This is a genomic window from Cohnella herbarum (genome assembly GCF_012849095.1).
Classification (GTDB): Bacteria; Bacillota; Bacilli; order Paenibacillales; family Paenibacillaceae; genus Cohnella; species Cohnella herbarum.
In genome coordinates this window covers 3,981,289-3,999,147 of the sequence record NZ_CP051680.1, presented here as the reverse complement: position 1 = coordinate 3,999,147, position 17,859 = coordinate 3,981,289, and the positions used below count along the sequence as shown (strand labels likewise).

Annotated in this window: 5 protein-coding genes and 1 pseudogene; 3 read left to right on the top strand and 3 right to left on the bottom strand. The window is 51.8% G+C overall.

The features are described from left to right. Positions 1 to 424: 424 nt before the first annotated feature. The gene (locus HH215_RS17115) at positions 425 to 3,787 is read left to right on the top strand and encodes an S-layer homology domain-containing protein (RefSeq protein WP_169281015.1); all 3,363 of its coding nucleotides are present in this window, start codon (positions 425 to 427) and stop codon (positions 3,785 to 3,787) included. A 127-nt stretch (positions 3,788 to 3,914) separates the two neighbouring features. Here HH215_RS17115 and HH215_RS17110 read toward each other — a convergent pair whose 3' ends face one another. Continuing rightward, on the bottom strand, positions 3,915 to 5,318 hold the full coding sequence (locus HH215_RS17110) for a sensor histidine kinase (protein WP_169281014.1): 1,404 nt from the start codon (positions 5,316 to 5,318) through the stop codon (positions 3,915 to 3,917). Beyond that, a complete protein-coding gene (locus HH215_RS17105) occupies positions 5,315 to 6,001 on the bottom strand; it encodes a response regulator transcription factor (protein ID WP_169281013.1) in 687 nt (228 codons plus the stop codon). Before HH215_RS17105 ends, HH215_RS17110 begins: the two co-directional genes overlap by 4 nt. A gap of 746 nt (positions 6,002 to 6,747) precedes the next feature. Here HH215_RS17105 and HH215_RS17100 point away from each other — a divergent pair. After that, the gene (locus HH215_RS17100; RefSeq protein ID WP_169281012.1) at positions 6,748 to 8,892 is read left to right on the top strand and encodes an ATP-binding protein; all 2,145 of its coding nucleotides are present in this window, start codon (positions 6,748 to 6,750) and stop codon (positions 8,890 to 8,892) included. Positions 8,893 to 9,396: 504 nt separating this feature from the next. Further along, positions 9,397 to 16,554 carry an InlB B-repeat-containing protein gene (locus HH215_RS17095; RefSeq protein WP_169281011.1) on the top strand — a complete coding sequence of 2,386 codons (7,158 nt, stop codon included), beginning with the start codon at positions 9,397 to 9,399 and terminating at the stop codon, positions 16,552 to 16,554. 423 nt (positions 16,555 to 16,977) lie between these two features. Here HH215_RS17095 and HH215_RS17090 read toward each other — a convergent pair. Continuing rightward, a pseudogene (locus HH215_RS17090) lies at positions 16,978 to 17,850 on the bottom strand (IS3 family transposase); the annotation flags it as partial. Positions 17,851 to 17,859 lie beyond the last annotated feature (9 nt).

Genomic DNA, 17,859 nt, shown 5'->3' with positions numbered 1-17,859 from the left:
CAGCGCATCTTGCTCTAGTATATTTGACTCGCATCGCGTTCAATTCTTAATATGGAGGTAACGATGGGGGGAACTGCGGTTTGTCAAATATTTAAATAGTTTACCATAAATTTATAAGAAGGGGACAAACGGGGCGCCTAAACCGGATGTTAAAACAAAGGCACTCAGAAAATTAATGAGTTTCAGACCGATTAAGAGGCAGTTGCCGATGGCAACTGCCTCTTTCGCATACGGCAAAGCTATTTGAACCGGATCAGACAAGACGAGTAAGACTGTACGGTCGCTAGCCATACATTGGCGATGTTTCCGCATCTTTTAAGATTTCATTAAGAGTTTTATGGTCGAACGGTTAGTATAATTTTTTTGATAGAAAAGCGGAATCCTGAATAAAATACGAATCTCACATTCTGGAGGTAACAATGCAATGAAAAAAATAGGGAAACGAATGAGCAGTCTGCTGCTCTCGGCGTGCATGGTGCTGCCCATGTTGCCCATGCTGCCAACGATGGCGTTTGCCACGGGCGAAGATTTTTCTCTCCCAACAGGACAAACCTACTATTTCGACCTATCCAGCGAAGCGGATCATATCGGTACAGTGAACACAGCTGTGCCCGATACTACCCTGCACTATGTACCGTTCACCTATGCGGGAACAGTCAACGCGTATAGTCTTGACAGTTCAAGCAGTGGCCATTCAAACGCATCGGAGACGGCTATGGCAAGCAATCGCAACCTTTTTGCGCCGGATTATGCCCTGAGCTATTCTATATCGTGGAATACGCTGAATGCGAACGGCCTTATCTTCGGCAAAACCTATGATACCAACTACAAATTGCGATCTCTGAGTGTGGGTAATAGCACGGGTACTGGCTCACCAACTAATAATGAATGGGATCAAATTTTAGATAAAAATAGTTCCTTGATAAAAAACTGGTCCAAACTCTCCTGGGGGCAGGATACGAATACGATAAACCCGGGGGTCCGCCTCTCGAGAGGAGGCACGGCTGTGCGCAATGCGATTGGCGCCCAAGCGGATCACGTCCATGCTGCATACGGATTCCGGCCCGTCCTTGAAGTCCTGAATGTTGGGGCGCTGGGTCCTGATGGACTGCAAGCTGTCGCCCTTGAGCTTGGCGACGGAAGTGTCAACGGAGAAAACATGATTTACATCATCAGCGCTGGAGGTCATTTCACAGCGCCAAGCGGCACTGGCTTGACTCCGCCGGCTAATATGACCTTTTACAAATGGCAACAAACAGGCGACACAAGCAAAACCTACAATGCCGGAGATACAGTCACCTATACGAACGGTTTGGGGTTGACTGCGATATGGAAAGAAGCCACGCCTAATATCGCGATCGATTATGCCAATGAAAAGTTGACAGGCTTCGAAGTGGGCGGCAACTATACGTTCGATGGCGCACCGGTATCTCCAGTTAGCGGCAAGCTGGATGTTGCAGGCTACATCGGAACGACGATTGCTATCGTGAAGAAGGGCAACGGGACATCGACGATTGATAGCGCTGGACAAAACCTGGTTATTCCAGCAAGACCCGGCACTCCGACTGCAGTAGGCGTGAATCCGACAACCATCGGTGGCGATGGGACGATTACAGGCGTAACGGCAGGCATGGAGTATCAATTATCAGCAGGTGCTTGGACGGATGTAACGGGAACGGAAATTACGAACCTGATGGCAGGTACCTACCACATTCGTGTCAAAGCAACGGCAACCGACTTCAAGAGCGCCGAGCAGATCGTTACGATCACGGCATTTACACCGGGGGTAGAAGCCACGCCTAATATCGCGATCGATTATGCCAATGAAAAGTTGACAGGCTTCGAAGTGGGCGGCAACTATACGTTCGATGGCACACCGGTATCTCCAGTTAGCGGCAAGCTGGATGTTGCAGGCTACATCGGAACGACGATTGCTATCGTGAAGAAGGGCAACGGGACATCGACGATTGATAGCGCTGGACAAAACCTGGTTATTCCAGCAAGACCCGGCACTCCGACGACAGCTGGCATTGATCCTGTCACCAACGGAGGGACAGGCACTGTTACAGGCGTCACTGCGGCCATGGAGTACAGATCTTCAACCGGCGGCTGGACGGATGTAACGGGTACGGAAATTACGAACCTAATGGCAGGCATCTACCACATTCGTGTCAAAGCAACTTCAAGCAGCTTCATGAGCGCCGAGCAGACCGTCACGCTGACTGAGCCCGCACCGGCCTATACCGTGATCCTTAGCAATGGCGGCACAGGCGCAAGCGGCAGCGGAAATTATACAAGCGGTGCGATAGTTTCAATACAGGCGGGAAACCGCAGCGGTTACAGCTTCAATGGTTGGACTTCATCAGACGGCGTAAGCTTTGCGGACACCAGCAGCGCAACGACCACCTTTACCATGCCTGCCACTAACGTGACCGTTACGGCCAATTGGAGGGATATCGGCGGCTCCACGGGAGACACCGGCGGAAGTGGAGGGGGTCCACCCTCAACTACGCCGAATAGTCCCGCGATCACGATCGACAAAAAACCAAATCAGCCGACTCTCGCATCCATAAACCTAACCGCAGCCGTGAATCAGAACGGCAATGCTTCTGTCCCTATTACGGTCCCGCAAGTAAAGGCATTGATCGATGCCGTGAAAAAGGAAGCTCAGAACAAAGGAAACATAGCTGACGGCATTGGCATTGTCTACAATATCCAGTTTGGTGCAGACGGGATAAGCTTCAGCGTGAAGCTGGAGGAAGGAACCCTCGCCTTGTTGGAAAAAGAAGGTGTGAAACGCTTTGATGTAAACAGCACGCTTGTCAGTTTCTCTTTTAACCAAACAGCCATTCAGGAAATGCATTCTCAGGCAGTGGGAGACGTCGCGTTCGGAGCGAATCCTGTTGCCAAGCTGTCTGATGAGGCCAAGGTACTGATCGGTAGCCGACCGGTGTACGATCTCACCGTCAGCTATCAGAAGGACGACAAGATCGAGTATGTTACGAACTTCGGCAAGGGCACGGTCACGCTGGGTATCTCCTACAAGGCGGCTTCCGGTGAAAAGAACGGGAACCTCTACGTCGTGTATGTAAACAAGATCGGTAAACCACAGCTTTTGTTCAGTTCCAGTTATGACAGCAACATGCTGATGTTTAGCAGGAACAGTCTGTCCACCTATGGAGTGGGCTATCTGGCACCGGCGCCGGCTTTTATGGATACGGCAAAGCATTGGGCGAAGGACAACATTGATTATGTTATCAGCCGCGGGCTTATCTCCGGCACCGGCGCGACAACCTTCTCGCCCGATACGGCCATCGCCCGAGCGGACTTCCTTATGGCGCTGGGCATGCTCTCCGGTGCTGACATGAACGAGTACAAGTACAAGTACAAGCAAAGCAGCTTCACTGATGTTTCAAGCACAAGCGCTGCCATGCCCTACATCGAATGGGCAGTGCAGAACAGGATCGTGCAGGGTATCGGCAATAACAAGTTTGATCCGGACAGCCCGATTACTCGTGAACAGATGGCGGTTATGATGGTGAGTTACGCCCAAGCCACTGGGTATAAGCTGCCCGTCAATAGGCAGGCTGTCACCTTTGCAGATGACGCGATAATCAGTTTATGGGCAAAGGAAGCGGTAAAAGCGATCCTGCAAACAGGTGTCGTGAACGGCAAAGATAACAATCTGTACGATCCTGCCGGTAAAGCAACTCGCGCGGAGGCTTCGACCATCCTACGCCGGTTCATGGAGTTTGTCATTGACGAGGGTGCGGAGCTGGTGGAGTGAAATGACAGCGGCAGTAGCAGTATACTAACATAAACGGCAAGGCTGTCACCGGCTGGCAGGACATCCTGTTGTGGCTCGGTTTCTCTGTCAAGAAACTGAGCCACAATAGGGGATACTAATTTTTTTTTTAACGAGGCAGCTTGATCCGAAACACCGTTTCCACGTTCGGCGTACTTTTCAACTCCACGTTGCCTTGGTGGGCATAGGCGATGTCCTTGACAATGGCCAGGCCAATCCCCAATCCTTCTCCCTTTCTTCCGCTGTCCACGCGGTAAAAGCGTTCGAAGACGTGCGCCTGATGCTCGATAGGAATCCCTTTCCCCTTATCCTTCACGGAGAAATTCACAAATTGGTCGTCCGCTGTCAGTTGGATGCCAAGATATCGTCCATCCTTGCCGTACCGGATCGCATTGTCGAGGAGATTCCGTAGGGCTCTCTCCATAAGGGGAGCGTCAATAGGGAGAAGAATATCCTCATCGGGTGTTTCGACGTCCAATTCCACTTGATCGCCATCGAGCATCATGATGTATTCCACCGCGATTTTGCGAACGATCTCCGATAAATTATGATTCTCCAGGCGAAGGGTCAGATCATCCGGATCCGAGCGGGAGATGTCCAGCATTTGGTCGAGCAGCTTGTCCATGTATCTGCAACGTTGAAGAATGATTTTGGCTCTGCTCTGGAGCTCTTGCTGATCATTATAATTTCCGGTGCGTATCATTTCGGCGCAACCGAGCATTGTCGTCAGAGGCGTTCGCAGATCATGTGACAGATTGGATAGCAGCAGCTTGCGCTTGCTCTCGAAATGTTGAATTTCCGCGAATTGGGCTCGGATCCGATGCGCCATGGAATTATAATGTTGCGTCAGCTGGCCCAGCTCGTCCTTGGAATTGTCGAACAGTTCGACAAGTGGCGAGTCGCTTTGGATATTCAGTTGATTCAGCGCATGGTTGAGTTTGCGGATTCTTTTATTCAAGGATGTGAACAACCATAAGGCCAACAGGAAGGGAATCGAAAACGACAGGATAAGCGGCAATACCAGTGTGAGCAACGATTCGAGCTTGCGAATGAGAAAATAAACCTCGCCTTGCTTCATCGCGGAGGCCGGAATGCTCATGAGCAAGAAATACGGCTGTCCGTTCTTGGCGGCAGGGGTGAGGATATGAATATCGTCTTCGGTTAAGTAATTCCTGGGTATATCCTGCATGAGCATCGCCAAATCATGGAAGGTAAATGTCGGATTAAGTCCTGCCGTATCATAGAGGGATTGTCCCTGATCGTTCAGCAACACCCAACGAATGACGGGGTGTTCTGCGTGCGCGCGCTCCAAGGTTTGTTTTACCGTGTCTGCCCCAAATTCAGGCAGTTCCCTCATAGAATCGACAATGGATTGCGCAAGCGGATTTAACTCGAATAGTGCGTAGCCTTTATTCGCTACCTTTCCGATCCAGACAGTCGTATAGCCGAACAGTACCATACTCGTTGCGGCGCTAAGCACAAGCGATATCCACAGCTTGGTGCGTAATTTCATAGGCCAACTCCCGTCAACCGGTAACCAACGCCGCGTACGGTTTGAATTTCCCAAGACGACTGAGCCCGTTCCAATTGTTTACGCAGCCGACTCATATATACGCTTAAGTTGTTATCGTCATATCGTTCATGCTGCCAGACTTGTTGATAGATTTCGAGCTTCGTCATCACGCGGTCGGGATTCTGCATAAGGAGCTGCATGAGATCGCACTCTACCATCGTTAAGGAAATCTTCTCGTTATAGATCAGAAGCGCGTAGTTATCGATATCCAGAATCATATTGCTCAAACGAATGACCAAAGAAGGGGGGCTGGATTTAGGGTGCCGTCTGCGCAGAACGGCTTGAATGCGGGCCATTAACTCCATGGGACTAAAGGGCTTCGTCATATAATCGTCAGCCCCGAGTCCTAGCGTGGCGATCTTATCTTGTTCCGCTCTTCTAGCGCTGACGACAATAGCCAATACGTCTAAGCTGCGCTTATTCAAGTAACGCAGCACTTCGAATCCGTCGCGATCATCCATCATGAGATCCAGAATGAGGACATCCACCTGCTCGGATTCCAGCCGTTCGATCGCTTGCTCACCGGACTCGGCTTCGAGCACATGCATGCCAGATTGTTCGATATGGGTACGGATCACTTCGCGAATTTGCGGGTCATCGTCAACTATCAGAATTCGTTCCATACTATTGTTGTCACCACCAAGATATAGATTAACTCGATCTTAGCACGATTCATCCGGAATTTGATTCTTTCAAGGCAATGATGCTGAATCCTTTAAGGTTCCTTTAAGATTCCGGTACATTTCAAACGGGCTTACAACGTATTAACTCAGGTTAAGTTCACGTTCGATAAGTTGGCCATGTTCCCCAAAATGATGGTATTCATGGAAGATTCTCCGTTATCTGAAGCCGTATATACATTATACACAGAAACGGCTGATGTGGTCGTTGCGATGTTTTCTTTATACAGCAACCTACTTTTGTTAGACGTCCTGATCTGGTTAAATATATATTGACTCTGTATACTCGACACATGTGGAGTGCTGTGTTTCGCTCGTAAGAAAGTAGCAGTTAAGAGCCGTATTTACCTGTATAATGAAGCCCGAATGTATTTCGTATACGGGCTTCTATGTTTGTGGTCGCCAAACGGTTCGAACGAAAGAAAGGAATTGAATCTGTTCAGCTAGAATAAATCTGCATCGGTGAGTCTTCTTAGTTACCGGTTCCCTTCTCCTTGGTTTGTACGTTAATGAACCGTCCGGGGGGGGGGGGGGGAACGGTTTTTTCTTACGTTCAAAAAAGGACCTCATCGTGATGTTTGTGTTCAACGCCTCGCAGATATTTGAAGGGTACATTTTCCTTAAATGATGATACTATTTAGATAATCAACTTATTTATTGCACTCTAGTAGATTGGGGTCTGTTTCATCATGAGGGGTACTCTCCGATTCGGTTCTCGTACGATCTTGCTTTATATATCCGCTGCCGTTGTTGTCGGCTTGATTGCAAGCTATGCCGTCATCTTCGCTCCGGTCTCCCCTAAGGTTCAAAGCGAAAAAGGCATTCTGGATTTAACGCAGGTTCATGTCAGCGAGAATCCGCTAAAGCTAAAAGGGGAGTGGGCGTTCTACTGGCAAGAGCTGCTGTCGCCTGAGGACATACGGGTTCGTTCGGCCAGCGACGGAAATCATGACCGCTGGATCAACATTCCGGGCTCCTGGCTAGGCTATCGGTTAGATGGTCAGCAGTTGAAAGGTACAGGTTTTGCAACCTTTCAGGTGGTCATAAAGCTTAGCGAGCAGGATCGGAACGAGCGTCTTGCCCTGCGGCTGCCTACCATCTTTCATTCGTATAAACTATGGGTGAATGGCGAGCTTCTGGAAGAAGTCGGCGCGGTTGGTCAGGACAAGAGCAGCGTGACGCCGCGTTTGGTAACGAAGCTGGTGTTCTTTCAGCCCGAGAAGGATAGGGTGGAGCTGGTGATGCAAGTAGCCAACTTCCATCATAAGCGAGGCGGCATCACCAAGTATATCGAGTTGGGCGGTAGTGATGAGTTAACCGTCAGGACAAATCTGAGAATCGCCGCTGAAATGTTCATCACCGCAAGCCTGCTGGTGATTGGCGTGTATCACCTGCTGTTGTTCGCCCTGCGACGCAAAGACAGGGCACCATTGTATTTTGGTCTGTTCACCCTGTTGTTCGGTATCCGCTCGTTGCTGGTCGGCGAGCTATTGCTCACGCAATTGTGGCCGACTTTTCCGTGGGAATTGCAGTTCAAGATCGAGTACCTGATTCTTTGCAGCAGTGGATACATCATCACGATGTACTCGGAATGCATCTTTCCAAATTATGTGTCGCGATGGTTTCGTCTTAGCACCCGGATCGCAACAGGCGCACTCTGTCTAGTAGTTGTGGTGGCTCCTGCGCTTATATATACCAAATTATTACCGATAATCGGTGTGGTCGTTGTTCTCCATATGATTTATCTGATGGTCGGGCTGGTCCAAGCGGCTGTTCGTCGTATGGAGGGAGCGCTGGTCTTCCTGCTGGTGTCGGTGGTTGCTTTGGTTACCGTCGTCAACGATTTTTTATATTACAACGAACGGTCGCCGATCGGAAATACCTCTCCTCTTGGTCTGTTAGTGTTTACGATCGCACAGATGATTTTGCTTTCTTCGAGATTTACGAGGGCGGCATCGAACGAGGAAAGGATTGCGCGCGAACTTCAGGACGCTAACGACAAGCTTATCGAGATGAATATGAATCTGGAACGGACCGTGCAGGAACGCACGCAGGCCTTGTCTGCAGCTCATGACGATCTCCGCGCTTCGTACGACCGGTTGCTTCACTCTGAGGAAGGGCGGAAGAAACTCCTAGCCTATATTACGCACGATCTGCGTATGCCGCTGTCCAGCATGCTTGGTTATGTAGAAGCTGTGCAGGACAGGGTCAAGCCGGAACGCAATGAACAGTACCTGAAGTATATCCAGGATAACACGATAAGGATTAACCGCATGATCGAGGAGTTGTCCTTCTTGTCGCATCTAGAGACGGGACAAGTCTCGTACCGAATGGAGCCGGTTCATGTGATCCACTTCTTGCGTGGTTTTTTTGAACAATATGAGCTGGTTGTGCGCGATGCAGGGCTCAATTTCATGCTGGATATCGGAGATGGGGAAGACCAACGACCGAACTCGCCCGTTGTCGAGATGGATGCGCAAAGATTAGAGCAGGCTTTGTTTAATCTCGTGTCGAACGCGATGAAGTTCACCTCCAGAGGCGGGGTGGTGCGTATTGCGCTAGCTGTGGACGAGGCGAATCCTACCCGCTATGCGATCATTAGCGTGCAAGATTCCGGCACGGGTATTCCTCCGGATCAGCTCGAACAAATCTTCAATCGCAATTACAGGTATGATAGGCCGGACGCGGAGACGGGGGTCGAAGGCAGCGGGCTTGGGCTGGCGATTTGCAGGGAAATCGTACAAGCGCATGGAGGGGCGGTTCGAGCGGAGAGCGACGGCAAGACGGGGTCGATATTCTATGTATCGCTTCCTTGTATTGTAGATCGTCGATGATGATCCTCATATATGCGAGATTGTTCAGGTGTATTGCGAGAGAGAGGGTTTCATATCCTCCTACAGTCATAGCGGGACAGAAGCAATGAAGCTGATAAGGTTGGTAGCCTACCAGAAGCAGGGTTAAATATACCAAAAAAATGGGTCGAAGCGTTGCAACTTGGCGCTGTTGACCCATTTTTTGTTATTTCCGCTAGCTTCGTAATCAGCTCCGTCAACGGACGCAAGAGCGAACTTAAAGTTTTCTTTGTAATTCACAATTGGCCCCATCCACCATGATAAACTAGGTGAAAATTCGACATAAACTTCCCTGTGTCGGCGATATCATTCAATTTTCACGTGGGGGCGATTAAACGGTACAAGCAGACGAAGGCCAATCTATTTACATAGAAGTAGAGACGGGTGCTGTAGAGCTATTAATCTGACAGCCCTGACAGCATGGGGGATGAAAGAGCAGTAGGGCAGGAAGAGATTCATAACAGTTACGAGAAGGGATGAATAAGCGTGAAGAAGGCAACAAAACGAGGTTGGAAGTCGAAATCAAGGATTCTGGTGTGGATGTTGATCATCAGCATGATCGTGACCGCACTGCCGGTACAGCAGGCGACAGCGGCCGAACTGTCGGTGCAACAGGCGGCAGCGTCCGAATCAAGCGGTTTCCAAGATGTTCGTCCAACGGACTGGTTCTACGAAGCGGCCGTCTATGTCCGGAAGAATGGGATATTCAGCGGAACGGGCGGAGGTCTCTTCTCGCCCAAGGGAACGATGACGCGCGCCATGTATGTGACCGCGCTTGGACGAATGGCGGGCGTGGATGTAAGCGAGTATTCCGCCTCGAGCTTTGCCGACGTGCCGGCGGGCATTTGGTATGCGCCATATGTAGCGTGGGCGGTTAAGAAAGGGATTGCTGGCGGAACGGGCGGACGGAATTTTTCTCCGGATGCAACCGTATCCAGAGAGCAGATGGCGACGCTGATTTTGCGGTATTTTGAAAGCTATCAGATTCCCTATCAATCAAGCAATCGCATAACTACGGAGCCGAGCGATCTCGCGAACGTTTCTTCCTGGGCGGCCGATGCGGTCGTCAGGCTGTGGCAAGAAGGCTTGTTCGCCGGGGATAGCAATGGCAACTTCAACCCGCATGGCCAAGCGTCTCGCGCGGAAGCGGCTATTCTCTTCATGCGCAGCAACGCGGTTGTGGAGGCGTGGGCCAATCAGAATCAAGAGACGCCGACGCCGACGCCATCGCCGACACCGACACCGACACCCGGAGCCGGCGGTAACAGCGGCGGAGGGAATGCAGGCGGCAACAGCGGCGGAGGAAATGAAGGCAGCACCGGTATCGAATATACGCTTACGTTCGAGAGTAACGGAGGTACAGCGGTAGCTGCCCAGACGGTGAAAGATGGCTCCGTGGCTGTGATGCCTGAAGTGCCGACAAGGACAGGTTATCCGTTCGGCGGCTGGTACAGCGACAGCAACCTGACAATTCCTTACGGCTTCACGGAAGCGGTAACGGGTGATATGACGTTGTACGCGAAGTGGATTGCCAACTACACGGTGAGCTTCGATAGTAACGGTGGATCGGCAGTAGCTGCCCAGACGGTACAGGAAGGGGGATCGCTGAGCCGCCTGCCTGCCCCGGCGAAAGACGGATATATTTTCCAAGGGTGGTTCAGGGATAACGATTTGTCGCTTATTTTCACGGAGGGCAGTACGGTCACTGCCGATACGAAGTTGTACGCGAAGTATATCGATAATGTGAGTAATGCCGTACGGAGCACTCCGAGCTACTCCGTGCTGGATGTCGCTCCGAGCTTCACCATCGCTATAGCGGATGCGACTGGTAGCCTGACGGCATCCGAGGTGCAAGAGCTTATGAAGTTTGAGGACACCTCGAATCCTGATTTTACGGGGATTAGCGTCACCGGCGCGAATGGTCTCTTCTCGTTAGCGGCCAAAGGCGGTCAGTTCACAGAAGGACACACCTATCAACTGACGTTGACGGATGACAATCTGTCTTTCCAAGGTCAAGATGCGACGACGCGTATCTATGTTTTTAGCGTTGCCAAGGAAGAAGTTATGGTCGTTCCGCTGAATCCGAATATGATTTATCTGCCCTTCGCAGATGTCACGAATATGATGCTTAATGGCAAGGATGTGAATTCTCCCGCGATTCCGGTGGTCACGACGACGGTGGGCGACAGCGAGAACGGTCTTGCTGCCGCGAATGCGGGCGGCGGAACTTTTGAATATACCGGAAGCGCCGCAATCCGGGTTGGCGATACCGTCGCCATCTACGAAGGGGTTCGCCCCGATCTGCGCACGGTAGACACAACCGGTGCCGACGATGGCGCTGTCGCCTATGTACAGATTACGGCGATGAACGGCAATACCTACACCTATGATCACGCGGATGCCAAGCAGGTGTTGTTCAAGCCGGATGTTCTGCCTGTGAGCGTAGAGGCGGACACGGACGGAGACCCGGGCAACCACTCTATCACGGTAGAGCATATCGCGATGAACTACAGCGACAGCCAGTATGCATCAATAGGCTTGAATGAGCTCACTACCGTCGATGTAGGCGATTTTATCGCTTTCTATGAGGGTGAATTAGCCGAAGGTGCAGTAAACACAGCTGTTGTCGGTTATGGACGTATTACGTCAATTACGCCTGTGGCGGAGATGGATGTGATTGCCTATACCGATGTCACGGAAGAAGACATCGCGCATATCTTCGACGTCTATCAGCAGCAAGCGATTGACGGCGACCAGTTATTGTCGGATGAAGAGATTGCGCAGCTTGAAGATCAAATTAAGCAGCAAGCGATCGCCAGCGGCTTCGTCGATCAAGCCGCGAACTATCTGTCTGCCCTGGCTATGGAGACGAATGGCTTCAAGACGCAGATGGAAGTGAATATGCTATCGGCCTCAAAAGGTGCGGGCAAAGTCAGTGTAGAGAATCTGACCGTCGTCCCTTCGCTAGGCACGAGAGTGAAGCATATTGCCGGACAAACCTCCGGAGTCAGCGCTACGCTTCAGATCGGAGCGGACATTGTCATTCGGATCCATGAAGAGAGCGACCTCGTCATCCATATGACCGGTACGTTCCTTCAGGAGATCGCCTTGAATCTCGGCATCAATGGGGGGACGGAATGGGGGGAGGCATGTGTTTGGTTCCTCTGCGTGCCTTACCCGAGAGATTATCGGATCACCGCTAATCTGGATGCCTATACCTATACCGGGATCAACGTTACAGCGGAGATTGCTACCGTCGAACACGATAAGCTGCAGGATGCGCTGGACGACTGGGATAAAGCAGCTACTGGCGGTATGCTAGGCAAGGTTCGTGACATCGCGACAGAGATTAAAGCGTTAATTGATGGTGTGCAGGATACCAGCGTAGATGCGGAATCTCTGAAGGCACAGTATCAAGAAATGATGGAGAACGAGACGGATTGGGTTCCGTTAATCAAGAAGAAGCTCTTCGAGAAGAGCGTGCGCGTGGTTTATGGCATCATTGAAGTCAATTTCGAAGCCAACTTTGTGGTCAGCGCCAATGTGAACCTGACGATCGGGGCTGATTTCAACTATACGACAGCCAAACGCTACTCGGTTACCGTGCACGTGCTTGGTTTCAGGGGCTCGAGCGGAACCGTAAGCTTGCCGGGCGACGGCAATTACCAGTTTACCTTCTATGTGATGGGTACGCTCGGACTGCGGGCGGGTGTTCTGCTGGAGCTTAAAGCGGGGGTTGGAAGTGTTGAGCTGAATAGCATCGGGGTGTCTATTGAAGCCGGCGCGTACGTGAATCTGTGGGGGTACTTCTACTATCAGTTGAAGCAACTGAATGGGGAGCAGACCACCCGGTCCATGGGCGCTCTGTATGTAGAGATCGGCATCTATCTGGAGACTGCAATAGGCGCCCAATTGGGCGATGGGATGCTCTCGGGCAGTATACCGGTATACGAGAATACATGGCCGTTGTACACGGTAGGGGAGCAGCGGAATGTTGTAGAATTTGCCTATCCGCAGGATGAGGCGCCTGAGCTGAACTTGGCAGGCTCTGCGTCATCTCTCACTGTGCCGAAGATGTTGCTCGAGATGAGTATGTTTGATCTGAAGTCAGGCGGCACCGATACTCAGACGTATGACGCTTCGCGGTTCGATATTCAGGTGGATCATGCGAATTTCAAGTATGACCCGGCGACCCGCAAGATTGAGGTGCTGAATACAAACAGCCCGCTGAGCAAGGGGAACCTGGTCATTACGTGGAAGGGGGCGCCGCTGTCGTTCGGGTCTGAGCCGCTCAAGCGTACGATTCCGGTGACATGGCGCATCAGGGCAGGGGAATATGTCCTGCAGCTGGACCCGCAGAATGGCGGAGTGACGGAGGTTATCGTTGGCGCACCTAACACGGCGATTAGCGCGGCGACCCCGGTATATCCGGGCTACACCTTTGACGGCTGGTTTACGGAGGCTGTCGACGGCACGAAGACGACGATTCCGAGTCGAATGCCTGCGGGGGATCTCCAACTGTACGCGCATTGGACTGCTAACACGAATACGCCGTATACCGTTCAGCATTATTTGATAGAGCCGAACTCCAGAACGGCGGCATCGCCTGCGTATACGGAAATATTGACTGGAACAACCGATACGGAGATTCAGATCAACTCTGACCGCTTCAAGGGTGAAGGCTATGCGAACGGGACGTCAAGCGGTTCGACCATCAAGGGCGACGGTTCGGCGGTAGTGCGTGTGGATTATTATCCGACGAATCGAACAATGACGTTCAACCTGAATTATGCGGGCGCTCCTGCAGCGTCGATCACGGCACTGTTCGGTAAAAATATTGCCGCGCGTATTCCTGTGCCGACAAGAATGGGCTATACGTTCGCCGGGTGGTCGCCGGAGGCGCCGAGCCTCATGCCGACTTCCGACACTACCTACACTGCAACGTGGACTGCGCGCGAGAACACGCCTTATAAAGTCGTGTACTTGAAGCAAAATATTGCGAGCGACACCTACACGGTGGCGGATACGGAATCCTATTACGGGATCACCGGTGCTGAGGCGAATCTGACGAATGTCACGCTGAAGTCCTATCCGGGCTTCAGCTTCGACAACAGCGTTCCCGGAACGGTGCTTGAGCGCCTGATCGCAGGCGACGGCACAACGTTGCTGAAGGTGTACTACAAGCGCGATGCGCATACGATGACGGTCGATTACAACGGTTCCGGCGTAGCGACGAGGGTCATTGAGGTTCCGCTGGGCGCCACGATCTCTCTCGGTATTCCGACACGGCAAGGGTATGCCTTCGCAGGCTGGTTGCCGATTCCTCCGGCTACGATGCCGGCGGAGGATGTCCAGTTCACCGCACAGTGGACGCTGAACACCAACACGGTGAGCTTCGATAGCAACGGCGGGTCGGCGGTGGCTGCACAGACGATCGGTTACGGCTTCCTGGCAAGCGAACCCGTCGAACCGACCAAGAACGATTGGGTATTCGGAGGCTGGTACAGCGATAGCGCTCTGACGAACGCCTACGACTTCGCGACACAGGTGACGGGCGACCTCACGTTGTATGCGGAGTGGCTGCGCAGCTACACGGTAAGCTTCGACAGCAAGGGCGGATCGCCGGTAGCGGACCAGAAGGTGAATGAAGGCACCAAGGCGATAGCGCCTGACGCTCCTACGCTGGAAGAATATGTGTTCAGCGGTTGGTACCGCGATGAAGCCTTCACGACCGTCTACGACTTCACCACAGAGGTGGTGACGGGCGATATCGAGTTGTATGCCAAGTGGACGATGGATCTGAAAACAACCTACACGGTAAGCTTCGCGAGCAACGGCGGCTCGACGGTGGAGGCCCAGACGGTGAACGAAGGGGCTGTGGCTAAGGCACCGGCTGCTCCGACGCGATCGGGGCATACGTTCGGAGGTTGGTACAGCGATAGCGGCTTGACAAGTCCTTATGGTTTTACCGCAGGAGTAACAGAGGATCTTACGTTGTACGCGAAGTGGACGAAGAACAGTTACACCGTGAGCTTCAATAGCAATGGAGGGTCGACGGTGAGAAGCCAGTCGGTAGATGACGGCGACACGGCTGCGAAGCCTGCCGATCCGACCCGTTCCGGGCATGTGTTCAGCGGCTGGTACAGAGATGCGGGGCATAGTCAAGCCTATAGCTTTACGACCCCGGTAACGGCGAATGTCACGCTGTATGCGAAGTGGATCGCTACCTATACTGTGAGCTTTGAGAGTAACGGCGGCTCGGCAGTGGACGCTCAGACGGTGAATGAAGGGGATGTGGCTGCGGCGCCTGCCAACCCGATCCGTTCGGGGCATTCGTTCGACGGCTGGTACAGCGACAGTAGTCTGAGTGAAGGCTACAGCTTCACGACACTTGTAACGGAGAATATCACATTGTACGCGAAGTGGACGGAGAACAGCTACACGGTGCGCTTCGACAGCAACGGCGGCTCGGTCGTGAACAGCCAGACGGTGAGTCCTGGCAACAAGGCTGCGGTGCCGAGCGCTCCGACGTGGAAGGGCTACAGATTCGAAGGCTGGTACGTGGGTCTCAACGAGGGTTCGCCAGTCTACGACTTCAATACAGCGGTGACGGCAGACCTCACGGTATACGCGAAGTGGACGCTGTCCCCGTGGCAAAATGTAGGGGATACGGTCGGTCAAGTTTTCGAATTTAAGTCTGCGCTCGACAGTCACGATACGCCTTATGTTGCTGGTGCGTTAGATGGCACTGTATACGTGATGAAGTATGATGGAGACGAGTGGGTCAATATCGGCTCCTTTGCTGGGGCGCGGAACCAGCTGGAGTTTGCCATAGACAACGCGGATGTTCCTTACATTGTTTATAGGCCTCAAGGCACTTATGCGCTAGTCGTAAGTAAATATGACGCTAGCACTGGAACCTGGACGCCCGTAGGCAGTGACGTACTTCCAAGCTACACGAATAACCCGTCTCTTGCCTTCGACGGAAGTAATGTTCCTTATCTCGCTTACGTGCATAACGATGGATCATCAGAAAGAACGAGGGTAGTCAAAAATAACGGCACGAGTTGGGTCGATGTAGCTGGCGGCGAGAGTCTCGTAAGCGGTTGGCTGCCTCCAATCATCAAGTTTAGCAAAGGCAACATCCCTTATTTATACCAAAAAGTATTGTACGGGGATGCGACTGTTTCTAAATATGAGAATGGCGCTTGGGTGACTGTCAGCAACCTGGGCAGCCTTGAGAATCAAGCCCTCTCGTTTGCGCTTGATCCGAATGGCGTGCCGTATATCGTCTACAGGAATAATTCAACAATGAGCGTGATCAGGTATAATGTTGGCTCCAACAACTGGGGCACGATCGGTACGATTGCGACAGGCAATACAGGGCAATCCCGTTCAAACATTGCTTTCGATAGCAATGGCACGCCTTATGTCGTTTACGGATACGGGAACAAGGCGACCGTGATGAAATACGAGGGCGGCAGTTGGACGCTTGTAGGTAATGCCGACTTCACCGAAACAGCAGCTTATCAAACCGGGATGACGATAGACAGCCGCGACAGCGTGTATGTGTTCTATGTGGATAACCAGCCTCTGGGTAATCCAGTTAACTTGACGGTGATGAAGCATGATTCCGGCAAGTAACCGTCTTTCGTAGCACATACTAGAGCAGCCTACTCCCACCGGAGTAGGCTGCTCTTCTGTGAGCCCGGCATAGGCCATAACTTGTATTGGGAAAAAAGGATCTCATCGTGATGGGTTCATATCCTTCTACAGTGGTAACTGCTTAGGTCCATTCTACTTTCGGCGAACACACCATACTTCCATCCAACAAGGTACATTTTTGGCCTACTTTCAGCGAACGCACCATACTTCCGTCCAACGAGGCACATTTTTAGCCTACTTTCAGCGAACGCACCATACTTCCGTCCACAGAGGTGCATTCGACCTTGGCAACTAAGAGTATCGGACTAAGAAAGGCAAGAAGAGTGACCTGAGTAGTAACCCTACAGTGGAGTTGTCAAAAAAAGTGCAGTTTGAAAACACACTCATACGGAACCCCCGTTGCTACGCTGCCTTTGACAGCATTCTTTCACGATAGATAGCTGGCGGCCAGCCCCCTGGATTAGAGGTGTAGATCCGCCGCCTGTTGTAGTAGACCATGATGTACCTGAAGATGATTGATTTAATATAGGCCATCGGATAGTGCTCCGTTCGGATCTTGTACAGCTTCTCTTTCTTTAACGTAGCAAAAAAGCTTTCCATCCTTGCGTTATCATAGCAGCGCCCCGTGCCGCTCATGCTTTGAATGGCGCCGCAGTTAGCCAGACTCTCACGGAAAGCTTGGCTCGTAAACTGGCTGCCTCGATCGCTGTGATAAATCATTCCGCGGGCATTTCTTGCTTTACAGGCATTCTCAAAGGCTTGGATGCAGAGTTCCTTGCGCATGTTGTCGTCCATGGCGAGGCCCACGATCTCTCCGTTGAAACAATCCAGTACCGCGGATAGATATAGCTTGCCGTCCGAACAAGGGACTTCGGTGATATCCGACAGCCACTTTTGGTTGGGTGCTGTGGATTTAAAGTCTCTCTGGATCAGGTTCTCGCTCTTTTGAGCAGCGGCATCCTCGCGTGTAATGCCGTTTGGATGACGCTTGGCTTTCTTCAGCAGACCGTGCATCTTCATGATGCGATAGACGGTGCTGTAGCTCGTCGTGATCTCTATTTGTAACAGCGCCAGCAGTATACGCTGGACGCCGTAGTTACTGTTGTCGTCATGTTCTCCAATGATGTCTTTGATTTTGACCAGAAGACGTTGCTGCCGCTCCTGTTTGGGCGTAGGCTTCAAGCTACGGTAATAGCCCGATTCGCTGACAGCAAGTACTTCGCACATCTCCTTGACGGTCCATCGATCCCGTCGTTTACAGATGTAAAGATAGAGCTGGCATGC